This is a genomic window from Paenibacillus taichungensis (genome assembly GCF_047302525.1).
GTDB classification, from domain to species: Bacteria; Bacillota; Bacilli; order Paenibacillales; family Paenibacillaceae; genus Paenibacillus; species Paenibacillus taichungensis_B.
In genome coordinates, this window is the sequence record NZ_CP168020.1 from 4167296 (window position 1) to 4191424 (window position 24129).

General features: G+C 47.2%; 28 protein-coding genes. 1 reads left to right on the forward strand and 27 read right to left on the reverse strand.

Annotation, left to right across the window (positions count from 1 at the left end; genetic code table 11):
- Window positions 1-150: 150 nt before the first annotated feature.
- The 27 genes from ACDJ58_RS18540 to mtrB all read right to left on the reverse strand — a co-directional run bounded on the left by ACDJ58_RS18540 (window position 151) and on the right by mtrB (window position 23776).
- Entirely contained in the window at window positions 151-330 is a 180-nt protein-coding gene (locus ACDJ58_RS18540) for an IDEAL domain-containing protein (RefSeq protein ID WP_024630643.1), read from the reverse strand.
- Between the two features lie 23 nt (window positions 331-353).
- A complete protein-coding gene (locus ACDJ58_RS18545) occupies window positions 354-860 on the reverse strand; it encodes a gamma carbonic anhydrase family protein (protein WP_413372324.1) in 507 nt (168 codons plus the stop codon).
- 44 nt (window positions 861-904) lie between these two features.
- Window positions 905-2023, reverse strand: a complete 1119-nt coding sequence (locus ACDJ58_RS18550) for a hypothetical protein (protein WP_413372326.1) — start codon at window positions 2021-2023, stop codon at window positions 905-907.
- A gap of 416 nt (window positions 2024-2439) precedes the next feature.
- A complete protein-coding gene (locus ACDJ58_RS18555; RefSeq protein ID WP_413372328.1) occupies window positions 2440-3039 on the reverse strand; it encodes a histidine phosphatase family protein in 600 nt (199 codons plus the stop codon).
- 40 nt (window positions 3040-3079) lie between these two features.
- Window positions 3080-3715: an anti-sigma factor family protein gene (locus ACDJ58_RS18560; protein ID WP_413372329.1), complete on the reverse strand. Its 636-nt coding sequence runs from the start codon at window positions 3713-3715 to the stop codon at window positions 3080-3082.
- Window positions 3712-4305, reverse strand: a complete 594-nt coding sequence (locus tag ACDJ58_RS18565; protein WP_413372330.1) for an RNA polymerase sigma factor — start codon at window positions 4303-4305, stop codon at window positions 3712-3714. Before ACDJ58_RS18565 ends, ACDJ58_RS18560 begins: the two co-directional genes overlap by 4 nt.
- Window positions 4306-5036: 731 nt before the next feature.
- On the reverse strand, window positions 5037-6131 hold the full coding sequence (locus tag ACDJ58_RS18570) for a prephenate dehydrogenase/arogenate dehydrogenase family protein (protein ID WP_413372331.1): 1095 nt from the start codon (window positions 6129-6131) through the stop codon (window positions 5037-5039).
- A gap of 27 nt (window positions 6132-6158) precedes the next feature.
- Window positions 6159-7259 carry a histidinol-phosphate transaminase gene (hisC, locus tag ACDJ58_RS18575; protein WP_413372332.1) on the reverse strand — a complete coding sequence of 367 codons (1101 nt, stop codon included), beginning with the start codon at window positions 7257-7259 and terminating at the stop codon, window positions 6159-6161.
- Window positions 7260-7345: 86 nt separating this feature from the next.
- Window positions 7346-8152, reverse strand: a complete 807-nt coding sequence (gene trpA, locus ACDJ58_RS18580) for a tryptophan synthase subunit alpha (protein WP_413372334.1) — start codon at window positions 8150-8152, stop codon at window positions 7346-7348.
- A complete protein-coding gene (gene trpB, locus ACDJ58_RS18585) occupies window positions 8149-9348 on the reverse strand; it encodes a tryptophan synthase subunit beta (protein ID WP_063566776.1) in 1200 nt (399 codons plus the stop codon). The genes trpA and trpB overlap by 4 nt, the downstream gene beginning before the upstream one ends.
- Window positions 9345-10082, reverse strand: coding sequence for a phosphoribosylanthranilate isomerase (locus tag ACDJ58_RS18590; RefSeq protein WP_413372335.1), 738 nt, complete (start codon window positions 10080-10082; stop codon window positions 9345-9347). The genes trpB and ACDJ58_RS18590 overlap by 4 nt, the downstream gene beginning before the upstream one ends.
- Window positions 10079-10870 (reverse strand): indole-3-glycerol phosphate synthase TrpC, encoded by a 792-nt coding sequence (trpC, locus tag ACDJ58_RS18595; protein ID WP_413372336.1) that lies wholly within the window; start codon window positions 10868-10870, stop codon window positions 10079-10081. Before trpC ends, ACDJ58_RS18590 begins: the two co-directional genes overlap by 4 nt.
- The gene (gene trpD / locus ACDJ58_RS18600) at window positions 10860-11882 is read right to left on the reverse strand and encodes an anthranilate phosphoribosyltransferase (RefSeq protein ID WP_397333630.1); all 1023 of its coding nucleotides are present in this window, start codon (window positions 11880-11882) and stop codon (window positions 10860-10862) included. Before trpD ends, trpC begins: the two co-directional genes overlap by 11 nt.
- 86 nt (window positions 11883-11968) lie before the next feature.
- Window positions 11969-13540, reverse strand: coding sequence for an anthranilate synthase component I (gene trpE, locus ACDJ58_RS18605; protein WP_413372338.1), 1572 nt, complete (start codon window positions 13538-13540; stop codon window positions 11969-11971).
- Window positions 13541-13873: 333 nt separating this feature from the next.
- Window positions 13874-14005, reverse strand: coding sequence for a hypothetical protein (locus tag ACDJ58_RS18610; protein ID WP_413372340.1), 132 nt, complete (start codon window positions 14003-14005; stop codon window positions 13874-13876).
- A 49-nt stretch (window positions 14006-14054) separates the two neighbouring features.
- On the reverse strand, window positions 14055-14432 hold the full coding sequence (gene aroH, locus ACDJ58_RS18615) for a chorismate mutase (RefSeq protein WP_063566773.1): 378 nt from the start codon (window positions 14430-14432) through the stop codon (window positions 14055-14057).
- Window positions 14433-14437: 5 nt separating this feature from the next.
- Complete coding sequence (gene aroB, locus ACDJ58_RS18620) at window positions 14438-15532, reverse strand: 3-dehydroquinate synthase (RefSeq protein WP_413372341.1); 1095 nt, start codon at window positions 15530-15532, stop codon at window positions 14438-14440.
- Window position 15533: 1 nt separating this feature from the next.
- The gene (gene aroC / locus ACDJ58_RS18625) at window positions 15534-16703 is read right to left on the reverse strand and encodes a chorismate synthase (protein WP_063566771.1); all 1170 of its coding nucleotides are present in this window, start codon (window positions 16701-16703) and stop codon (window positions 15534-15536) included.
- 246 nt (window positions 16704-16949) lie between these two features.
- Window positions 16950-17744: a CheR family methyltransferase gene (locus ACDJ58_RS18630; protein ID WP_076288938.1), complete on the reverse strand. Its 795-nt coding sequence runs from the start codon at window positions 17742-17744 to the stop codon at window positions 16950-16952.
- Window positions 17745-17767: 23 nt separating this feature from the next.
- On the reverse strand, window positions 17768-18211 hold the full coding sequence (ndk, locus tag ACDJ58_RS18635) for a nucleoside-diphosphate kinase (RefSeq protein ID WP_090900586.1): 444 nt from the start codon (window positions 18209-18211) through the stop codon (window positions 17768-17770).
- 191 nt (window positions 18212-18402) lie between these two features.
- Complete coding sequence (locus ACDJ58_RS18640) at window positions 18403-19377, reverse strand: polyprenyl synthetase family protein (protein ID WP_053780687.1); 975 nt, start codon at window positions 19375-19377, stop codon at window positions 18403-18405.
- A gap of 339 nt (window positions 19378-19716) precedes the next feature.
- Complete coding sequence (locus tag ACDJ58_RS18645) at window positions 19717-20334, reverse strand: UbiX family flavin prenyltransferase (protein ID WP_413372342.1); 618 nt, start codon at window positions 20332-20334, stop codon at window positions 19717-19719.
- A 2-nt stretch (window positions 20335-20336) separates the two neighbouring features.
- The gene (locus ACDJ58_RS18650) at window positions 20337-21203 is read right to left on the reverse strand and encodes a UbiA-like polyprenyltransferase (RefSeq protein ID WP_413372343.1); all 867 of its coding nucleotides are present in this window, start codon (window positions 21201-21203) and stop codon (window positions 20337-20339) included.
- Window positions 21196-21924, reverse strand: a complete 729-nt coding sequence (locus ACDJ58_RS18655; RefSeq protein ID WP_413372344.1) for a demethylmenaquinone methyltransferase — start codon at window positions 21922-21924, stop codon at window positions 21196-21198. Before ACDJ58_RS18655 ends, ACDJ58_RS18650 begins: the two co-directional genes overlap by 8 nt.
- Before the next feature lie 15 nt (window positions 21925-21939).
- Window positions 21940-22803, reverse strand: a complete 864-nt coding sequence (locus tag ACDJ58_RS18660; RefSeq protein WP_413372345.1) for a heptaprenyl diphosphate synthase component 1 — start codon at window positions 22801-22803, stop codon at window positions 21940-21942.
- Window positions 22804-22904: 101 nt separating this feature from the next.
- Window positions 22905-23456: a hypothetical protein gene (locus tag ACDJ58_RS18665; RefSeq protein WP_413372346.1), complete on the reverse strand. Its 552-nt coding sequence runs from the start codon at window positions 23454-23456 to the stop codon at window positions 22905-22907.
- A gap of 98 nt (window positions 23457-23554) precedes the next feature.
- Window positions 23555-23776, reverse strand: coding sequence for a trp RNA-binding attenuation protein MtrB (gene mtrB, locus ACDJ58_RS18670; protein ID WP_024630669.1), 222 nt, complete (start codon window positions 23774-23776; stop codon window positions 23555-23557).
- Between the two features lie 147 nt (window positions 23777-23923).
- On the opposite strand from mtrB, the gene ACDJ58_RS18675 reads away from it, so the two are divergent.
- Window positions 23924-24085: a hypothetical protein gene (locus ACDJ58_RS18675; protein WP_413372347.1), complete on the forward strand. Its 162-nt coding sequence runs from the start codon at window positions 23924-23926 to the stop codon at window positions 24083-24085.
- The last annotated feature ends 44 nt before the right edge of the window (window positions 24086-24129 follow it).

Here is a 24129-nt window from a genome sequence, read left to right on the forward strand (position 1 = left end):
CTCTCTATCCATTTTATTCCCATATTATATATGAGCTTATATTATAAATCCAGAGATTCATACTTTTTCCGTGTAGGAATGGTCGTGAACGCAAAAAAGAAATGCGTGTTTCACGCATTTCCTGACTTATATATTTATTTTACATGCTCATCAGTTTATGGCCTTCAGTTCATCCGTCAGATTCCGGAAAGCTACTTCGTCTCCGGTAGCCAATGCCTTATCGATTTCCATATACAGCTTCTCGCTGCGCTGTTTACGAAGCGCGTCGTCCCACACCATCTCAGCAGCCAGCCCCAACATGACTTCATACGTAACTTTCATTTTATCCAATAGGATGCACCTCCAAAACGGATTTAAGAGCTCCTATACTCCTTTCCTTTGGCAACATAACCTAGTGTAGTTCTCGACATCCGCTCAAGATCTGCATCAGTCAACTCACGTATCACTTTGGCTGGTGTGCCCAAAGCAAGGGTATAGGGCGGAATTTTAGTATTTTCAGTAACAACAGAACCGGCCCCGATCAGCGTATATTCACCAATTTCGGCTCCATTGAGAAGGATAGCGCCCATACCAATCAGCGAACCTGTTCCGATACGACATCCATGGATAATCGCAGAATGCCCTACCGATACATCGTCGTCCAAAATCAAAGGTTGATCCGTATTGAGGTGTCCAACAGCATTATCCTGTATATTACAGCGCCGTCCAATCACAATGGGTGCCAGATCGGCTCGCAGCACAGCATTGAACCAGATCGTAGATTCTTCACCCATTGTCAGATCACCTATAAGTTTGGCGCCTTCAGCCATATATACCGAAGGGTGTAACTGTGGATGCATACCTTTGTATGGAATTATCATAAGTATCACTCCTTAATTTGGGAGTGATTTTAGCAACTTGTCCTTCACTTGTCAAACATAACGGGAGTAATGTCCCCGGACAGCGAGCGACAGGATGACGCAAGGCGTGAACCCCATGCTGTCATTTGTACTGTACGCCCATCTGCATTCTCTCCAATGCGAAGCATGCCCAGATGCAGCATCATTTTGAGTATCCTGTTGTCATAAATCGTCTCTGCAGTGTCATAATAGAACGGCTGAATGTAGGGACCAATCTGTCGGAACAAAGACTCTGCTGTGGACCAGCCAGCTGCACATTCCCCTGTCCAGTACACAATGGAGGACAGATTGGGAATAGCACCTTTATAAAGTCTTAACCAAAACCGAAATAGCTGTATCATCTCGGCTGTTTTCTCTGCCCCCAGCTTGTCTTCACCGGAAGGTGACAATTTCAGCGTGCCCTGCTCCTCGCGGACCAGACGATGATGAAAAGCGTAGTCATAGATGAACGCAAATCGGTCGGGGTAGTCTTTGAACGAACGACCATAACCAAATCTCCATCCTGCCTTACCCACCAGCGCCTCACTCACATGCAAATGCTCCATGATCTGCTGCTGAGAACGACGATACATCATGCCTTCTGCGTTTAGTGCTATTTCATGCTGCTGGACAAATTGTAGAAACAGTTTCAGATCATCAGCGAGTAGATGGTATTCATCCCTGTAAACGGGAGGCTCGCTTGTCTGTGCAATGCCTGCCTTCAGGTGAGTGGATAACACATCCCGAAATCTCATTTGCAAATCCTGGGGTACCTGATACAGGTATCTGGTCTGTTGAGTTGTGCCATTGAACAACCATCCACTCTTCGTGAAGCGTACGATAAGATCACGTGGACTGGCTCCAGCCTCGCTATCTTTTTTATCCATCGATTGACGAGCAATGGCGACAAGTTCCTCCATACCGAAGTATTGGCGGGCATCAAACAGCAAGTTGTTCAAAAATCGCAGATCTACCTGGTTTAGTTCGCGAACCTGCTGCTCAAAAAAAGGTCTGCTGCCCAATGTAGTTAGAATACTCTGGATGAGTTCATGTTTGGAATTGGGCTTACACTCGCACTGGTAATAGTCTGCTATTCGATTAAGCTGGCCGATATCGGCAAAAGTAAGCATATCCGCTAGATTCATGGGTCATCGCCTCGCCCTTGACTACTTTTTGGCTGTTGATTCGGGGCCTGGAGTAGTTTGGTTTTGTAAACATCGTTGACGGAATTCCCATGATCTAAACCTCTTTTTTTGCAAATCTTTTATGTTTTAACCATACTATGCCCGAAGTTGCCTGCTCAGAAGAAGAATGAGAGGTTCAAAATCATATAGAAATTGAACTAAAGAATATTTACACTTGCCACTTCAATGACAGAACAACCTTCTAATCGCTGTTATCCCCAGATTTTTTGGATCCCCTTTTTTCAAAGGGGAAAATCCGGGGATAAAGGCGAACGCTCCGCTTCCTCAGGTTATTTCTGTCCTCTCCGTTCTTGTCTAAATGTTTATTTCAATCTCTATAGACATTGCTATAACGCAAAAAAAACAACCTGAGTTAATTACTCAGGTTGTTTCGCCAGATCCAATAAAAGGTGTCGTGTACAGTTATATAGCAATGGTCTCCAATCTTCACGTTCCTTCTCCAGGATCGTAAGCGACAGGTTTCCAATTCGTTCCGTATAGCGGTCTTTATACAAAGCTGACAGCAGATTGGCTAGAAAGGCGCCATGGGACACAATCAGCACATTTTGGTCCTGATGAGCCTCCCATAAATCCTCCAGAAAGCCCAAAGCACGTGTCTGAATATCAGCAATCTGTTCCTGTCCCAAATCAAGCGTCTCCCAGGAAGCGCCCCAACGAGCAACACGCTCTTCGGATGTCAGACCTTCAATTTGACCAAAGGCACGCTCCTTCAAGCGTGCATCCGGCTTCAGCAAAGGAACATTCAATAGCCCGGAGATAATCTCTCCCGTCTCCTGAGCCCTGGACAGCCCGCTCGTAATGATGTGGTCCCAGCGATACTCTTCGGTAAGCAAACGTCTACCCAGGCGCTCAGCTTGCTCACGACCTTCCGCATTCAGAGGTATGTCTGTCTGTCCCTGAATACGTCCTGCCGCATTCCAGTCGGTTAGACCGTGACGAATAAGCCCAATCCGCATCTCATCCCTCATTTCTCTATACGGTGAACGAAAGCTTTACCTAAGCACGTGCACCTTGTTTGCGTTTGTTCGTTGTACGATGCATACGTCCAAGAGAGAACAGAGCCATACCTATTGCAAGCAATGACAACGCCATCCAGTACTGAGGATACGCTGGGCCCATGCTCACAACAAAGGGCTCAATAATACTCCCTCTGTCCGCTCCCGTCATGTTGTACTTGTACAATCCGGAGGAAGAAGGCTCACTGCCCGCTACCCCTGTCTCCAAAATACCCGTAGAGACCACGCTGGTCTGCTCAGCTTCTGATACATCTGGCTTAAACATCGCCATGTACAGAAAGCTGCATAAGAAAATTGCCAGGAACGCAGCAATCCACAAAGACATATGCTTGCGGATCACAGCAGAGAAACGATTAACCTTTGCCTCTTCCGGCAATAGCCATGGAGACTCCGCATAGATCCGGTCCATAACATTACGGTTCACTTTCTCTGCCTGTTGTTCTGTCACTGGGACCGGTATGCTGTGCAGCAGAATTTGAGCTTCTTCCCAAACCTCAAATTGCTGCGAGCAATCTTCACAACCAGCGAGATGAGCATGAAATGCAATTCGCTGAGGATGAGCTTCCGGTAAGTCCCAGACCAGTGCAAACAGTTCCTGGGCTTCATTGCAATTCATCTGTTCTTCATCCCTTCATATGGCTCGTAGACCGGTTCGAAGAAATAAGGTTCCAATTGAGTTTTTACGCTTGACCTTGCTCTGAACAATAACGATTTTACAGAACTGACGCTCTGCCCAAGAATATTTGCAATCTCCTGGTAATCTAGTTGATCATACTCTCGGAGTATAATGGCAGAACGCTGCTTCTCCGGTAAATTGTTAATTGCATCCCTAACCAGCATCACCCGCTCACTGCGCAAAACAGCATGCTCTGGCGCATTCTCAGAAGGAGCAATGGGTACAAAACCGCTCTCTTCAAGTGGAACACTCCCAGTACGCTGTTTGCGAAGCTCACTCAGTACCGTATTTCTCGCAATGGTATATAACCAGGTTGAGAACGAGGCATCCACCTCTCGGAATGAGTGCAGACTGCGGAACGCCTTATAGAAAGTCTCAGAACAGAGATCTTCCGCAAGCAGCTCCATATTAGAACTTTTCAACATATGATATACGAAAGCCAGTATTTTACGCTGATAACGACTCATCAGCTCGGAATATAACTCCAGGTTACCTTCCTTGATCTCTCGAATCAACTGGGAATCCGTCATTTGAGTGCGACCCCTCCTCGCCCATCCATGTGCTTCTCCCCGTTCGACTCTATCCATGTATTACCGAACAGGCACAAAAAAGTTGCGGTTTTCACCGCATAAAACAGCGTTCAGCGCCAAAACAGGCCTTCCCGCCAAATTCCCCTATGTAATGGCAATTTCCCCAACGTTTCTACATTAACAGTATTTATTGTACAACGGTCTGCATCATCCTGGCAAATCCATGGCTTCCATTGAAGCCCGACCAGTCATTATTATGCGGCTATTTTCTCGTCCATGACTTCAATTTGATCCCTTTTGTGAAGCCACTCTTATATTGGACGAACGAAGGCCTCAAAAAGTTTGTGTGATTAAAGAATTAATTTAAAATTTCAGAAGAATTTCGTTATAATATATTTTTCTCAATTGCACCATTCAACCTTATTTCCGATCATCAAGCAATTGTCCAAATGAAGATCTATCCCACTTTATGCAAGGATTATATTTCCTTAATTTACGAATGTTATAATTATTTTAAACAATTTTACTCAAAGTGTTGACAAAATGAAAACGTATACATATAATAAAAGTACAGTATGGTTTCTCTCCACTCCTATCCAATAACTGTATTGCTCCACGTGAGCAATGGCCGCTTATGTAAGCGGTCTTTTTTTTTGTCCTTTTTTAGGTTATGTACTGTAACAACTGGTTTTCAACACAAAGAAAGAGGGCTTTCGCCCTCTTCCAAAAGCCTAAACCCACACTTGATACCCCAGGGAATCCAGCAACGTTTTGGCACGTTCCATTTCTTCTTCCTGCCGGAACGACAAACGCATAATACCCGGTACATCGACCCGGTTTTCAATAATCTCCATGTTGCTTAAGTTAATATCATTCGCCCCAAGCTCAGTGGCAATCTTGCCGATCATCCCCGGCGCATCCTGCACATCCGTATAAAGATCATACAACGACGAGATCATGCCTTTCCGTCGTTCTGGCAGCACACTACGGAACTCCCGTGCCTGACGGAACGCCTCCTCAATGCCCTCACCATTTTGTTGCTCCAGCATTTCAGTGAAAGCCGTCATCTGACCGTTCCAATCCTTCAGCAAGCCCAGCAGCACCTCACGGTTGCTCAGCAGGATATCTCTCCATACAATGGCATCACTGGAGGCAATCCGGGTAATATCCCGAAAACCGCCTGCAGCCAGCATTTTATACAAAGGGTTCGATTCATTATATTCGCGTACCTGGTTCACCAGCGCAACTGCAATTACATGTGGCAAGTGACTAATCGCCCCCACAATGTCATCGTGCAGCAGCGGCTCTACACGAACAATCTGGGCACGTGTATACGCAAGAAGATCAGATAACCTGTCATAAGCTTCCTCAGGTACCTGTTCTGAAGGGGTCAAGACATAGTATGCATTCTCGAATAACACAGCCGAGGCTGCATCCACACCAGCACGCTCAGATCCGGCCATCGGATGACCGCCGATAAAGTATGCATCACTCATGCGGACATGCTCAGCACAGGCTGCGATGGACGCCTTAGTGCTTCCTACATCCGTAATAATACATCCCTTTTTCAAGGGAAGCTTGGCCAATTGTCCAAAATAGGATTCGAGCAGCCCAACAGGTACGCACAAAAAAATAAAGTCGGCATCCTGTACCGCTTCCTCCAGAGAGAGCGTAGCATCATCCACTACACCACTCGCTATGTACTTGTCCTTCAGTTCAGGCAGATGGGCATAGCCCATCACCGTTACACCAGGCTTGCCTTTGAAGCAAAGCGCCAGTGAACCGCCGATGAGCCCTACACCGATCATTGCAATTTTTAGTTTCATGGGTCCTCACTCTTTTCATCGCCAGATTTAAGGGCGTGCTACCGCCTTCTCAGCCAGCGTGTTCTCCAGTGCCGTGACAAACGCACGATTCTGTTCTGATGTTCCGACGGACACACGTATGTATGTTGGATATACATGGAATCCAGGACGAACAATAATGCCTTGTTTCAATAGTGACTGGAACGCCGTTGCAGAAGGCATGTCCAGATCAACCATGATGAAGTTACCCTGTGAAGGGAAAAACGGCAGTGCTAACCGCGTGAATTCATTTTGCAAATATTCTCGTTCTACCGCATTACGTTCCGCGCACTGTTGGACAAAAGCCTGATCCTCAAGCGCAGCCTTCGCCGCAGCCTGACCGAAACGTGAAGTGTTGAACGGCTCACGCACGCGGTTGATAAGATCGATCACTTCCGGGCGTGCAATACCGTATCCAATACGTAATGAAGCGAGACCATAGATTTTGGAGAATGTCCGCAAAATGACCAGGTTAGGATAACGCTCAATCATAGGGACACTTTGCGGGTAGGCTTCATCCGTTACAAATTCATAATAGGCTTCATCCAGCACAACCATGACATGAGAAGGTACACGATCCATAAAAGCCGTCAATTCCTGCTCAGAGATGATTGTACCCGTTGGGTTATTGGGGTTACACACCCAGACCGCCTTAGTCTTATCATTGATTTGCGCCATCATGGAAGTCAGGTCATGAGTTCCATCTTTAAGTGGCACTTCAATGCTGACAGCACCTTCGATGTCAGCGTTACTTTTGTATACAGAGAACGTCTGGTCTGCCATGATGTTCTCGTCTCCCGGGAGGAAGAATGCACGAGTGATCAACGCAATGATCTCATCCGATCCACAACCAAAGATCAGATTATTCCGTTCCACTCCCAGATGCTTCGCCAGCACTTCAGTCAGTTCCTTGGAACTGCCATCCGGATATATGCTTACATTGACCAGTTCTCTGGTGATCGCTTCAAGCGCAGCAGGCGAACTTCCATATGGATTTTCGTTGGAGGCCAGCTTGATCACTTGCTCCAAACCCAGTTCACGTTTCACTTCTTCAATCGGTTTGCCCGGTTTATATACAGGCAGATTGACAATCTGGGACTTCGGTTTCAACCCGACCGCCTCCTGTTATTAAAATAGTTATGGACATGCCTCAGCCTGTGCTGAGCATGCCCCGGGGATGTAACATCATTGAATCCCTATCCTTTTAATTGTGCCACAAAGTTGCGAATTTGCAACAGTCCCGCCTGACGCGTATCCGGGTTTCCAAGAAGAGGTATAGCTTCTTCCACCTGACGAACGATAGCACTACCTACAACAACACCATCACAGATACGGGAGAAACGAGCTACCTGCTCGTGACTGGAAATGCCGAAGCCAACAGCGACCGGAAGATCTGTCAGGCTCTTTACAGTTTCAATGAAGCTCTCTACCCCATCGAAAAAGGAAGCTCGCTCTCCCGTAACACCCAGAGAGGAGACACAATAAATGAAACCACGTGCTCCCGTGACAATACGCTCGATTCTCGCGTTGGACGTAGGGGCTACAAGCGGAACCAAATGCACACCTGCAGCATCCGCACGGCGTCGCATATCCTCAGCTTCCTCAATCGGAAGATCCGGGATGATCATGCCGCTGATCTCATGTTTGACCAACTCGTCAAAAAATACATCCAGTCCCGTCTGTAATACTGGATTATAGTAGGTGAACAGTACAAAAGGCATTTTCACACCCTCCGCACGCGCTCTTGCTGCTGTCTCCATACAAGTCCGAATCGTGATCTGACTTTTCAATGCACGCTCGGAAGCACGCTGGATTACCGGTCCATCTGCGAGCGGATCAGAATAGGGAACACCGAGTTCCAATATGTCTGCCCCCGCCTGTTCCAATTCCTTAATGATTTCCACCGTGGTGTCCACATCTGGATCTCCAACCGTGAGGAATGGAATAAGGGCTGTTCGGTTCTGTTCTTTCAATTGCTGGAAGGTCTGGTCCATCAGGTTCATGCCAAGTCCCCTCCTGTATATTTCATAATGGATTCAACGTCTTTGTCACCACGACCGGAAAGACAGATCACAACGATATCATCAGCGCTGAGTTCAGGCGCAAGCTTGACGACCTGCGCAACAGCATGGGCTGACTCCAAAGCGGGAATAATGCCTTCTGTCCGGCTCAGCAACTGCAAGGCATCCAATGCCTCCTGGTCCGTAATCGGAACATATTTTGCACGTTTAATATCTTTGAGATAGGAATGCTCGGGACCAACACCCGGATAATCAAGTCCCGCTGAAATGGAATGAGCTGGCTGAACCTGTCCATATTCATCTTGCAGTAGATAACTCATCGAACCCTGGAATACACCATGTGTGCCTTTGCTCATCGTAGCCGCATGGAACTCGGTGTCCACCCCTTTACCTGCTGCTTCAACACCAACAAGCTTCACATCCTGATCGCCAATAAACGGATAGAACATGCCGATTGCATTACTTCCGCCGCCTACAGCTGCAACAATCACATCCGGCAGCCGTCCTTCAATCTCCTGAATCTGGCGCCGTGTCTCATCACCGATCACTCGCTGGAAGTTACGTACCATCATTGGATACGGATGAGGACCGACTACCGATCCAAGCACATAGAAGGTATCTTCCACATTACTAACCCAGTAGCGGAGCGCCTCGTTACCTGCATCTTTCAATGTCCTCGTGCCAGATGTCACCGGAATGACTTCCGCCCCAAGCAGCTTCATCCGAAATACGTTCAACTGTTGTCGCTGCGTATCTTCTTCACCCATAAACACTTTACATTCAAGCCCCAGCAATGCAGCAACTGTTGCCGTGGCAACGCCATGCTGTCCTGCACCCGTTTCGGCGATGACTTTCTTTTTCCCCATCCGTTTGGCTAGCAATCCCTGTCCAATAGCGTTATTAATCTTGTGCGCTCCCGTATGGTTCAGGTCTTCACGTTTCAGATAAATTTTGGGTCCACCCAAGCGGCGGGACAATTGCTCTGCATGGTATAAAGGCGTTTCCCGTCCAGAATACTCGCTTAGCAGGTAATTCAGTTCCTTGTTGAATTCCTCGTCTTCGGAGAAGTGGCTATACGCTTCCTCCAGTTCGATCAGAGCGTTCATTAGTGTCTCAGGTACAAAGCGGCCTCCGAAGGGACCGAAACGCCCGTGTTGATCCGGCAATTGATGTGTCATGCCTGCTTCACCCTTTCTACAAATGCTGTAATTTTTGCAATATCCTTCACACCTTCGGACTCTACGCCGCTGGATACATCGACGCCATCCGGTGTATATGTCTGTATCAATTGTTGCACATTATCCGGCTGTAAACCTCCTGCCACGAACAACGCGATTCCATGTTTTCTTGCCCATTCGGCATAGAAAGGAATTCGTTCCCAGGCAAAGGTTTTACCGGAGCCCCCTCCATAGAGCGGGTCAAACGTATCGAGCAATATGGCGTCCACCACATTTTTATATGGATCAAGTGCCAGCAAGGCAGTATCGTCAGCTAATGAACCTGTTTCATCTTTGGGAAAAGAGAAAGCCTTGAACACTTCGCTACCGAAGTGCTGCTTCACCTGTTCACAAAATTCCGGCGATTCCTGTCCATGCAGCTGAATGACATCCAGGCGTGAAATCTGCATGATGCTTTCCAGCTCTTCGAGCGTAGGATTCACGAAAACACCCGCCAGCTTCGGCCGATCGAACATCGTCCAGTCCAAGAGAACCGTTCTTAGCTCGGCACCCTGTTCAGGTGTAATACGGCGACGGGATGGGGCAAAAACAACTCCAATGTAATCCACAGGCAAGTTTATCATCGATTTTAGCACTTCAACGTCCTGAAGTCCACATATTTTTATAGCCGCTGCCGGCCGGTTTCGCAGATTCACGTCTCTGCTGCTTGTGCCGTCATGATTGATTGCATTCATGCTTTTGGTCCCATTAGTTCATATACCGCAGCCTCAACATCGTCCTTGCGCATCAGATGCTCCCCAACAAGGATACCATGCACACCTGCCTCAATAAGAGATTCCAATGGCTGAGGACCGTCAATTCCACTTTCACTGATTAATGTTACACCATCCGGAATCAAGTTCATCAAATCTAACGTGGTGTTCAGACTCGTTTCGAACGTTTTCAGATTGCGGTTGTTGATGCCCACAAGTGTTGCCTGCGGAATATCGAGTACTTGCTCCAGTTCAGCTCGGTCATGGACTTCAATTAATGCATCAAGGCCCAGACTTTTAGCAAATGTCAGATATTGACGCATCTGTTCGGGTGTCAGAATACTCGCAATCAGCAAAACGGCATCCGCGCCAAGCAGCCTCGCCTCGGCAATCTGTCGTTCATCTATAATAAAATCCTTGCGCAGTAGCGGTATGTTCACAGCTTCATGAATGGCCTGCAAGTATTCGCTATTTCCCTGGAAATAAGAAACGTCGGTCAATACGGATATACAATCTGCTCCAGCCCGTTCGTATGCGGAAGCAATTTCTACCGGATGAAAATCAGGACGAATCAGTCCTTTGGACGGAGAAGCCTTCTTCACTTCGGCAATGAGACCCAGCTTACGGTTACGTCTCTCTGATAAAGCACGTTCGAATCCACGAGTATTGGGTAATGTCTCTATCTTTTTCAGCGCATCGTCCATCTGAAATGTTTGTGCGAGAACTTCAACTTCTTTATGTTTGGTTGCTACGATTCGATCAAGATACATGACTGTACGCCTCCGTTGTATGAATTAACTGTTCCAGCTTCCCGGCAGCCTTGCCAGAGTCTACAGCTTCTGTCGCCATCAACACACCTTCTGCAATGGTATTCGCTAGACCGGATACATAGATGCAAGCCCCGGCATTCAACAGAACGACATCGCGGTATGCGCTCCGTTCTCCCTGGAAGATCCTTTTAATAATTTCGGCATTCTGAGCCGCATCTCCTCCAAGAACCGATTCCAGTGGATGTAGCGATAATCCCATATCACGTGGATCAATGTCATACGTATGCACTTCGCCATTACGCAGTTCGGATACTTGTGTAGGTGCGGAGATGCTGATTTCATCCAGTCCATCATGACTCGCTACGACCAAAGCTCTTTTCAGCCCCAGACGATTAAGCACTTCAGCGATCATCGGTGTCCGGCTACGGTCATATAAACCAAGCAATTGTCGATCCGCTCCCGCAGGATTAGTTAGAGGTCCGAGCATGTTAAAGATCGTACGCACACCCAGCTCTTTTCTTGGTGCAGCAGCATGTTTCATAGAAGGGTGGTACACCTGAGCAAAACAAAAACAGATTCCGATCTCATCGAGACATTGTCTCGCCTGCTCTCCGTCCAGATGAATATTCACGCCCAATGCTTCAAGTACATCCGCACTGCCCGCCTTACCTGAGGCAGAGCGATTGCCATGCTTCGCCACCCGGACAGAAACTGCTGAAGCAATGATGGCCGATGCCGTTGAAATGTTGAACTTATGAATACCTGAACCACCTGTTCCACAGGTGTCCAGCAGTCCATTGCCGTCGGTCAGGATCCGTCCGCCCTGTCCACGCATGGCTTCGGCAAACCCCGTGATTTCATCCACCGTTTCCCCCTTCATCCGCAAGCCCATAAGCAAACCTCCGATTTGAGCCGGAGTGGCCTCACCTCTCATGATGGAGTACATCAAGTCGCGCGCTTCTGCCTGCTCCAGATGGCTTCCCTCCAAAATTTTGGCAAGGCCATTCTTCATGCCTTCCGCATGACTAACTTCATTTGCGGATCGCTTGGATTCTTCATTCATGACTGGGTTCATATTCATTTCCGGTCTCTCCTCTCTCAGTTTTGTGCAGCCGTGGCTGGGGTAACAAAATAATCGGCGTTGGCAAGTTTCAAGGTGTGATCCTTCTCTTTGGCAGGAAACATCGCTTCTGCTGTACGAATCGCCTTTAGCAACGCTTTGGCTTTATTTACTGTTTCTTCATATTCATTCTCAGGCACCGAATCCCATACGATTCCGGCTCCAGCCTGCACATAAGCTTTTCCTTTTTTGAAAATAATCGTTCGGATTGTAATACAGGAGTCCATGTTTCCCGAGAAACCTAGATAACCGATAGCACCTGCATAAGCACCCCGTGCTTCTTTTTCCAGTTCCGCGATAATCTCCATCGCACGCAGCTTCGGCGCACCGGATACCGTACCCGCTGGTAAACATGAAAGAAATGCATCAAAGAAATCCTTGTCTTCTCTAAGCTCACCTGTAACGTTGGACACCATGTGCATGACGTGGGAATATCGTTCAATCTCCATGAACATGTCACATTTCACACTTCCGAAGTTAGACACACGTCCCAGATCATTACGTCCCAGATCGACAAGCATCAGATGTTCCGCACGTTCCTTCTCATCCTGCAGCAGATCTGCGGCCAATGCACGATCTTCTGCTTCCGTAGCTCCTCTTGGACGAGTTCCCGCAATCGGCCGTGTCTCTACGCGGTTTCCATCCACTTTTACCAAAGCTTCCGGTGAAGTGCCCACAATAATTTCATCGTCCATCTTCAGATAATACATGTAGGGTGATGGATTCAACGTCCGAAGCACGCGATATACATGCAGCGGAGAAACTTCGGTATCAATATGGAAACGTTGGGATAATACCACTTGAAAAATATCTCCTGCCCGAATGTACTCTTTGGCCTGTTCTACATTCCCGATAAACTGTTCCTTCGTGAGATTGGATCGAATATCCCCCAGTTCCACGTCTCCTGGAATGGAACGCGGGTTCAGGTTCTCCCCCGGTCCTTGCTGCTGCAAGCGTTCAGCCGCCTGTTCCAGCTTCTCAGAAGTTAAAGCATAGGCTTGACGGATATCATCATCCGTTGCACCGTCTTTCACGTGTACATTGCCCACGAGCAGCATCTGCTGCTTCACATGGTCAAACACGATAATCTGGTCGCAGAACATGAAGCGAATATCATCCATTTTCAGATCATCCAGCGCGTGAGCCGGAAGCTTCTCATAATATTGCAGCAGATCGTATCCAAAGAAACCAATGGCCCCACCTGTAAATGGCGGCAGTTCTTCATCTTTCGGACTGCGATACTTACGTAGGAGCGCTTTGAGTTCTTCAATCGGCTTGCCTGGCAGTTCTCGAATCTGTCCCGCTTCTTCTACCACGATCCGGCCTTTTTTGGCGGAGATCATCAGGAACGGATCTGTACCGATGAAGGAATATCTCGCCCATTGAATTCCACCCTCCACACTTTCCAGCAGAAATGCCCGGTCGTTGTCAGCATAACGGCGGAAAATTCGAATCGGGGTCTCCATGTCTGCCAGAATCCGTTTGACTACCGGAATCAGATTATATTCATTCGACATTTTCAGTACTTGATTAACGTTTGGCGTTATCATCAGATCACGTCCTTTCAAATTAGGTAGACGAAAAAGTAAAATATACAACAAAAAAACCTCTACCATCAGGTAGAGGTTTGGTTATAAGCTGTTTCAACAGGTTGCTGCTTCATAAATAACAAGTCCCTATACATGCATCCTTACCGAATTATCACACAGGCTGTTGTATGGATGAATTATAAATTCATCAATTACAAAGGAATTGTACCGGCATACACTAATTCTCACCCATAGCACTCATTCATCATGAAATGCATGTGCATGAGGGTATCGGTCGTGTTATACCTAAACAAAACGATGTCGCTAGACACGTTTGCATTCCTTCATCCTGTTTCAAATAATTCCGTAGCACGACGTACCGCGAATCAGTTGACCGGCTTCTGTTGCTCCGGTTACCACCCGCTGGACTCTGCTATATACTCCACTCATCTCAGCTGCTCTCAGCTCAATCTCTACTCTACTCAACTGGTTCTCACTATACATCATTCCGAATGATTTGACAACCACTCTAATCTTACGAATTGGAAGGTGCCGCCAAATCGGGACGCAGAGACTGTGCACCGTTAAGATACACATGGTTAATTTCATTCTGACCTTTTGCAGTGTTAACATGTACCATAAAACGGATGCATTGTGGCAAGGCACCTGCAACCGGAACTTCCAGCGCACACATCAAAGGTACAAGCTCCCAGCCATCCAACTGGCGAATTGCCTTTGCTGGGAAAGCTGCATCCAGATCTCCAGTCATCGTAATCCACACACTGCAAATATCTTCGGGTTGAATCTCGTTACGATCCACGATTTCCTGCAATAGTACAGCCGTTTCTTTCAAAATATGTTCTTCGTTATTATGCGTGACCGTAGTAGCCCCGCGAATTCCCCGAGTAACCATCGCTTTTAATCTCCCTTCTTGAGCATTTCAATGACGTCGCGCACTGCCGATACCGGTACATCCTTCACAATTCTGGCAGCGCCGATCCGGTCAGGAATAATGAAGACCATATGGCCCTCACGGAACTTTTTGTCGTGCATCATTGCATCTATTAATGCATCCGTATCCAAATGTTTTGGCATCGTCACCGGCAGGCGCAATGAACGCAACATGCGAACCGTATCGTCATAGAGGCCTGCTGGGGCTCCCAACTTCTCGCCGAGCAATGCCGAGCCCGCCATACCAATCGAGATGGCTTCACCATGCAGAAATTCGCCGTAACCGGCAATCGCTTCAATGGCATGACCAATCGTATGACCCAGGTTTAACAATGCACGTTCTCCATTTTCACGTTCGTCACGCGATACAATCTCTGCCTTGATACCACAGCCTCGTTCCAAGCCATATCCCAAAGCCTCCGGATCAAGGGCAAGCAGTTCATCCGCATGCTCCTCACACCAGTATGCAAAAGCTTCGTCCCGAATCAGTCCATGCTTCAGCATCTCTGATAAACCAGCTGAGACATCGCGTGGCGGCAAGGTTTGAAGAGTATCCACATCATAGAGCACCAGCTCTGGCTGATGGAATGCACCGATCATATTTTTAGCCAGCGGATGATTGACAGCTACCTTACCGCCAACACTGCTGTCATGCGCCAGAATCGTCGTAGGCACCTGCACAAACTTGATTCCACGCATATATGTAGCAGCAACAAAACCCGCCAGATCCCCTACTACACCGCCGCCTAAAGCAACAATTGCCGAACTGCGATCCAGTTTGCCTTCGATGGCGACAGTCATCATATCCTGATATACCGAAAGGGATTTCGATGTTTCACCAGATGGAACAACTGCGGAGACGACTGTAAAACCAGCCGTACGCAGTGTTTGTTCCAGATCGGACAAGTATTTGGGTGCCACATGATCATCAGTAATAATGAGTAAGGGGCTTTTTTTGGTTAAGCCATATTGCTCAAAATATTGAGGCGCTTGAGCCAACAGGCCGCTGCCAATCAGAATTGGATAAGAGCGTTCCTCCAACTGCACTGTCAGCTGGCGCATCTTAGTAATTCTCCAGTTGATTATTGTAGTTGGCAAAGTTCGCGCGGATTTCCTCCATAGAATCTCCGCCAAATTTCTCGAGGAAAGCTTTTGCAATTTCCCAGGCTACCACATGCTCCATAACGACACTAGCTGCCGGAACAGCACATGCATCAGAACGCTCAACCTGAGCTGTAAATGCTTCTTTTGTATCGATATCCACACTTTGAAGTGGTTTGTACAACGTAGGAATAGGTTTCATAACTCCACGTACCACAACTGGCATGCCGTTAGTCATTCCGCCCTCGAATCCGCCCAAACGGTTGGTAGCTCGGTGGTAACCACGCTCTTCACTATGCACGATCTCATCATGCACCTGAGAACCACGAATCGTTCCGGCTTCGAACCCAATACCAATTTCCACACCCTTGAATGCGTTAATAGACATTACACCCTGTGCGATTCGTGCATCCAGTTTGCGGTCATACTGTACGTGGCTACCAAGACCAACAGGCACACCTTCAACGATACATTCAACGATTCCACCGATGGAGTCGCCTTCCTGTTTGATCTGGTCGATGTAGGCTTCCATCTTCTTCTCGGTTTCTGCATCGGTTACACGAACGGAGGAAGCTTCTGTCACTTCGATCAGTTCATCGATCGGCAGATCTTGATAAGGAGCTTCGATTTCTCCGATACGCAACACACGTCCAGCTACTTTGATTCCGAATTCAGCAAGGAATTGACGTGCAATAGCACCACATGCTACACGCACCGTTGTCTCACGGGCACTTGAACGCTCCAGTACATTACGCAAATCTTTCAAGTTATATTTGAGCCCACCATTCAAGTCGGCATGTCCCGGACGTGGACGATGAACGCGACGTTTCTCTTCGTCACTGCCTTCAATCGGCTCAATATTCATAATATTCTGCCAGTGTTTCCAGTCATTATTTTGAACAACCAATGCTACAGGAGCACCTGTTGTATATCCGTGACGGATACCACCAACGAAATTGGCCTGATCCTTCTCAATTTGCATGCGACGTCCACGGCCATATCCCTTCTGGCGGCGGTGAAGCTGAAAATTCAGCTCTTCAAAGTCAATATTCAGATTGCTTGGCAATCCTTCAATAATTGCGGTTAATTGGGGTCCGTGCGTCTCCCCTGCGGTTAAATAGCGTAAACTCATAATACGTTCCCCCTTTAAACTGTTAAACTTCACATTGCTAAAATCCCATAATTTCTTTGCTTATTATAGTATAGCTGACCGGCTTTGACAAGAAAGTCGGTCGTTTCTTGTCCTAAAATGGATTGGACTCGAGTGGTGATTGATTGAGATTCCGACATGTGTGAGAAATATCCATTCATCCATTATGCAAATAACCGCCTGGACACATATACATGTGCACGCCAGACGGTTATAAAATAATTGAAATTATTTTTTGCGATAAAAGAATGTTTCCGCTGTCTCGAGACCATATTGTCCCGGGGAAAAAATCTGTTCCGTACTACCCACGAACAAAATACCGCCTGGACGCAAACTTGTTGCAAACTTGTGATACAACAGGTTTTTGGCTTCCTCGGTAAAATAGATCATGACATTTCGGCATACAATCAGATCATACCCCTCGTCAAAACGATCCAGCAACAGATTTTGCTTCATGAACTTGACCGAACTTTTCAATTGTTCATCAATACGGTACACCAAGCCATCCTGCTTGAAGTATCGATTTGCTGTTTCCTTCGGTACATCTTTTAGCGAGCGTTCCATATAACGACCTTCCTTGGCTTTGGCAAGAGCACCTTCATCCAAGTCACTTGCCGTAATGGAGCTTCCCTTAAGAATGCCCATCGTATCCAGAATCATCGCCAGAGTGTAAGGTTCTTCGCCTGTGGAACAAGCGGCACTCCACACTTTAACGCCACGCTTCGGACCCAGCAACTCAGGCAGGATTTCATCCCGCAGTACTTCCCAGCGATTAGGGTTACGCCAAAATTCCGAGACGTTAATGGTCATGCGATCCAGAAACTCATAAAACAAGGACTTGTCCTTTTGCATGGCATCAAAAAAGATAGAAAACGTATGAAATCCGTTTTTGTTACGAAGTGTGGTCAGCCTTCTTTTCATCTGGCCTTCCTTGTATTGAGCAAGATCAATGCCTGTGCTCTCTTTGATTTTCCGAATAAATCCGGCGTAATCCGGGTCTAGTAGTTGTTCCTGCTCCAGCATCGTATCACCCTTCTGGCTAAAAATTACAACCAGGCTGCGATGCTCTTGTCGTACGTTACCAGCTCATCCGGAGCAAAGAAGTTTGCTGCTTCACGAGTGGCGCTTTCCGGTGAATCCGCCCCATGAATCAGATTATGCGGTGTGTGGCTGGCGAAATCTCCGCGAATTGTGCCCGGAGCCGCTTCCTTTACATTGGTTTTCCCGATTACGATGCGCGCAAGCGCCACGATGTCGTCACCTTCCCAGACCATAGCAAATACAGGTCCAGATGTGATAAAACGAACCAGATCATCGAAGAACGGTTTCCCCTCATGTTCAGCATAGTGGCGTTTGGCCTGATCTTCAGACATCTGCACCAGCTTGCCTGCCACCAACTTAAATCCTTTGTCTTCCAGACGGCTAACGATACGCCCTATCAAACCACGCTGCACACCATCCGGCTTCACCATCAAAAATGTACGATCCATAGGCTCACTCCTCACTCACGGTTCAAAGTTATTTCATTATGTAAACGCAATCCCTTCGATTGTAACATACATGTCCAAATCCTCCCAATGAGGAATATCACATGAACGTTATTTCTTGAGTGAGAACAGCTAAACAAGGAACTGCATTGATGAAAAGATTCCCGTTCATAGCAGAGTAATGTTCAAACATATTAATGCGTACGTTTGACCACAAAATGGGCGATATCACGCAAGTTTTTGGTGGTCTTGATGTTAGGCAGTTGATCCAGAGCATCGAGCGCTTTCTTCATATATCGGTCAGCCAGGGCTTCTGCTTTAGCAATTCCTTGACTTTGGCGAATCATTCCAATCGCATCTGATGCACTCGCCCGTCCCTCCTCGTGCTGGACGCGGGTTATCTCCTCCAGCAAAGGTTCACGCAAGTTAGGTTCCTGCAATGCATAAAGTACAGGCAGCGTAATATTCCCCTGCTTCATATCACTGCCTGGAGGCTTACCCAGTTGTTTCTCGGTGCCAACCAGATCAAGTACATCGTCTTGAATCTGGAACGCCATACCCACGTTGTAACCGTAGGTGTACAGCAACGAAGATACATGTTCCGGCGCACGAGTAGCAAGCGCCCCCAGCTGGCAGCTGACAGCAATAAGAAGCGCCGTTTTGCGACGAATTCGCAAGAGATAGTTACGTACACTTTGTCCCGTATTGAAAAAGTCACGAATTTGCTCCATTTCACCAATGGACATCTGCACCATCGCTTTGGCCAGAATACGGTGTATCGCCGGATCGGACAGGCCCGCAGTCATCTCAAGCGCCTTGCCGTAAATGTAATCTCCGGTGTACATGGCAATCCGATTATCCCATTTGGACTTCACCGTTGGTTTACCTCTGCGTGTCGCGGCATTATCAATAACATCATCGTGAACCAGAGAAGCCGAATGAATCAGTTCCAACGGAACCGCTACCAGCTTCAGACGTTCAATGTCGTATGTACCAAATTTCCCGCCGAGTAACACAAATACCGGACGCAAACGCTTACCCCCTGCCTTGAGCAGGTGAAGTGACGTTTCGCTTAGCAGCTTCTGTTCTCCCTGAACACTGCGATACAACTCTTTTTCAATGTAGTCCATGTCTTTTTTTAACAACCCGAAAATATCCAATAGTTTCATTCGTTCACCCGTGTCAGCGTATTGTCAGTCCATAAATCCATGCTTACCTTCCCCTCCAGCAAGTCGGGCCTGCAGGCATAACGAAAAACCAGGGCTTGCCTTTCCTGCTTGTGTTCTTCTGAGACGTACTAATCTTCTTCGAATGTCAAGGCCGACATCCGGGAATTAAACTCTGCGACTTGTTCTGAAACATAAGTACAGAAGTTGCCGGAGCATGGGTCAAGGCTGTGGTTCCATTCAAACATCACCATCAGCGCTCACCAATACCCCGGGATTGGGGGACAGCAAGTTGTACCTGCAATTCGGATAGCAGATTCAAAATTGCAGGAAGCTAAGAAGCTATCCCCGTTCATCCGGTTCTCCCCATCTTGTAAACAGTTGATGCGGGATGCGCAGACTATCGAGCACTTTACCCACCAGAAATAGAATCAACTCGTCCATCGTTTGGGGTTTGTAATAAAAAGCAGGCATAGCCGGTATCATTCGGACACCAAGCCGTGAGAGCTTCAGCATGTTTTCCAGATGGATTGCATGCAGTGGCGTCTCACGTGGCACCAAAATCAGCGTTCTCCCCTCTTTTATCATGACATCAGCAGCCCGGGACATCAGATTGTCCGACGACCCTTGTGCAATGGATGAAAGAGTACCCATGGAGCATGGCATTATAATCATGCCTTCTGCCAGGAAAGAACCACTTGCGATGGAGGCACCAATATCACTAACGGGATGATAGATCAGGGAACCCGCACGGCCGTCGAATTTTTCTTCCAGCACACGGTCGCGATTCGTAACATCCCAGTCCATTTCTTCTTTTAATACACGCCACCCGGCATTGGAGATCACCAGATGCACGGTGTATTCAAGATCAAGCAGCGTTTCAATTAATCTGATGCCATATATACTTCCACTGGCCCCGGTAATTCCGACAACTAGTCGTTTATTGTCCGGCTGCTGCATCTTTATTTCACCGCCAGATCAATTAAAGTAAACGTAAATACAACCAGGCTGAGCACACTGTTCATTGTAAAGAATGCGGTCTGCACCCGGCTCATGTCATTTGGCGATACAATATAGTGCTCATAGAAGAGAATACCATAAGTAATCAGCATTCCGGCACCATACCACCAACTCAGATCGGTCAACAATAACAAAGCAAGAAAACCGATTGCGGTAATCACGTGGAAGAACTTTGCGATCTGCAATGATTTGTTAAGACCAAAACGGGAAGGTATGGAATGAAGACCCTCGCCCTGATCAAAATCCAGATCCTGACATGCATAGATGATATCGAACCCTGCAGTCCAGAACACAATCGTAACGTACAGTACAATCGCTGTCCAATCCATCGTACCCGTTACCGCTACCCAACCCCCAAGTGGAGCCAGACCAATGGTCATACCGAGCACTACGTGGCACAACCAGGTGAAACGTTTGGTATATGAATACAATACCAGCATAAATACAGCTATCGGCAACAGCTGCATGGATAACACATTAAGGTTAGAAGAGGCCCAGAACAACAATACAAATGATACCACGACAAAAATAACGACCTCACCGTTTTTTAACAAACCGGCAGGGATTGCTCTCATTGCAGTACGTGGATTTTTCTTATCTATTGCTTGGTCAATCATGCGGTTCAAACCAAATGCCGCACTCCGTGCACCAATCATCGCAAGTAATACCCACATAATCTGCATCCATGTAGGGAATGTATCTTTCACTACCATGGAACCGAGGATAGCTCCCATAAATGCAAAAGGTAATGCGAAAAGCGTATGTTCAATCTTGATCATTTCTAAAAAGATGCGAATTTTCCTAAACATGCTGATTCTCCTTGGTTCCAATATGCAGTGCCGCGATGCCTCCGGTCAGAGGGTAGGCCTGCACTTGCTGCAATCCGGTTTCTGCGAAAATGTCGGCCAGTTCCTTCCTTCCTGGAAAAAGTGCCAGTGAGTCCGGCAGCCATTTATACTGCTCATAACGTTTGGCAAACAATTTGGCAATGTTCGGTAATAATTGTTCGAAATAAAAATAATAAATAGCTTTAAATGGTTGCCATGTCGGCTTAGACAACTCCAGACAAACTACCATGCCTCCCGGTTTCACTACACGCTTCATCTCTGACAGAACCTGTCTGAGATCCGGTACATTGCGCAGTCCAAATCCAATCGTGACATAATCAAATGAATTGTCTTCAAAGGGAAGTGACATCGCATTGCCTTGAATCAGCGTGATCTGTTTCTGACGGTTTACAGCATCAACCTTGGTCTGTCCAACTTCCAGCATATTGCTGCTAAAATCAAGTCCATGCATGTGACCCGTTTCACTTGCTTGGGCCATGGCGAGTGTCCAGTCACACGTGCCGCAGCACAAATCGAGACCGGTATCGCCTTTGGACATATTCATCTTCTTCATGGTAAATTTACGCCAAGCCTTGTGCCTGCGGAAACTCAGAATATCATTCATGACGTCATATTTACCGGCTATACTCTGAAAAACAGAATGGACAAATTCTTCTTTAGGTTTGGTCTCTCCGCTCCCCATTCGTCTGTCTCCCCCTCAATCTTCCCTTACTGCCGCATGTGAAGGCTGCAAATACGTCAGGTAAGGCTCCAGGATTGCACTGATCTCATGCAGGCCCAGTTGATCTTCCTCGTCATGCAGCAACAGTTGTATACGGCGTGTACACTCACGAAGCTTGTCCAGCAAAAACTCACCGATCCGATACTTCAGCACCATACCACTCCATGCTCTTGTATCCGGCTCCGGCTGACGCAGCATATTCCGCTCATCGTCATTACCGTACTCGTAAATATGCCAGAAAGCATAACTGTGATAAAAATTCTGTTCGTCATTCATCCGATGCAGCTCTTCCATAATTGCCTCGCAATAGCTGAATTCGGCCAACAGGTCGTTCCATAGCGATGCTTCGTTATCGCGGATCATGCCTGTAAAAGAAAGAAACAGCTGCATCTTCAGCTGTACTGTTTCACGCAAGTATTCTTCAGCCGAAACGAGAAGCTTTTTCATCCGTTCATACAGCGTCATCTTTCGTGCATTCACTTCGGAAACAGCACCACTAAGTTTACCGATCATTTCAATTTTGCCTGCATGGGCAAGCAACTGATAGAAACGGCTACTGAAATAATCTCCGGCAAGCACGTTCAGCTGGCGTGAACGCATCTCCAGTTCTCTACGCTCTCCGGATATCGTATCGATTCGATCATGCGTATCCATGGCCAACTGAACGAGCGAGGTTGCGAGAGCGTATAGCTCATCATGCACCTTTTCGTCTGTGCGGCCCACAAATACCTGCAGCAGACGAGCCCGGCTATCCGGAAATGATGGGATTTCCGTATGTTGTCGAATCATGTCGTAATCCGTATATTTCTTTGCTAGTTGGGGTACGCGATATGAATTCATTCTCAGCCTCCGAGCCTTTACATTGTTAAACCATTTCTGCACTACAATCTTATATATTATAGCATATGTTTATCGGACACGCACTGAATCATGCTATTCTATTACCTCTGACTTGACATTTCGAATTGCTTCTTCCAAAGTTCGGTCTCCATCATGTGAAACCAGTCCTTTAATTCGTTCGAGAGGATCGGACTGTTCCAGTCTCGAAGCGTTTCGATTGCATACATCGGCCATTCCCCACGTCGAAAATCGGCAGCGAGCAATAAATGTCTTTTGTGAAGCCATTCGTCCTCTGCCATAACACGCAGCATCACCCGTTCCACGTTATCCAGACTTCGAAATCCCAGATCTGCCACAGCAGCCATATTACCATAGATTTCAGTGTAACTTGTGCTGGTTCCGGTAACCTTTAGATCGAGCGTCAAAATGGATTGTTTCCACTCCACCCTGGCAATGGGTGTCGATAATTTCATGGTGCTCAGCACGTCCACCAGATTGTCTTCCGTTAGCTGAACTGGATGCTGCGTCGCAGAAACGGGCTGTACGTTTTCACCGCCCCAGGTACGCATATGTAAGGTTTGTATGGCAACAAGCAGAAGGACCGCCGCAACCGTTGCCAGCAGTGAAGCAGTCACGATCATCCGCGGTTTCATAAATGCCTCCCTGCCCTTACCTGTTAGTGTAGTCTGTCCGGTAAAGGCTCATACCTCATTGTACAATGAAAAAAAGCAGGCTATGCCTGCAATTTTCATTATTCCGACTGAATCTGTCCATGCTTAGTAATCAGCGTGGCTTTTCCACGGATTTTAATGGCGGAAGTATGATTGGTAAATTGGGCAAACATGACTTCTCCCTTATCCAGCTTCTCCGTATGGTGGAAACGGGTATCCTGACCTCGAGTAAGGCCGATCACCTGAACACCATTTTCCTCCGCCTTAATTACGATATAATCACTGCCGGTTGGATGATCCATCACGCACATCCCCTCTCCTTGTTCAATAGCGTTAATGATGATAAAGATTGTTTCATTTGTCAACCAGCCCTTATGTGAATGGAGCGCAATAATCTGTTACTCCCAGGTCATACTACAAGTTATCCAGCCACAGAAAGGAGAGTCTTTATGAAGTACATTCCCGCAGCACTGACAGACGAGCATATTCACCAGTTAAAAGAAACCGAACAGCATCTGTCCTCAGCCGCTGGAGAAGAACTTATTCTGATTGCCTATGCGCAGCAACCGGATGACCCGGAGTCGCTAGATGGCAGGAAGAAAAATGATTAAAGGACAAAAGAAAAGGCCGTGAACAAGTCACGGTCTTTTTGTCG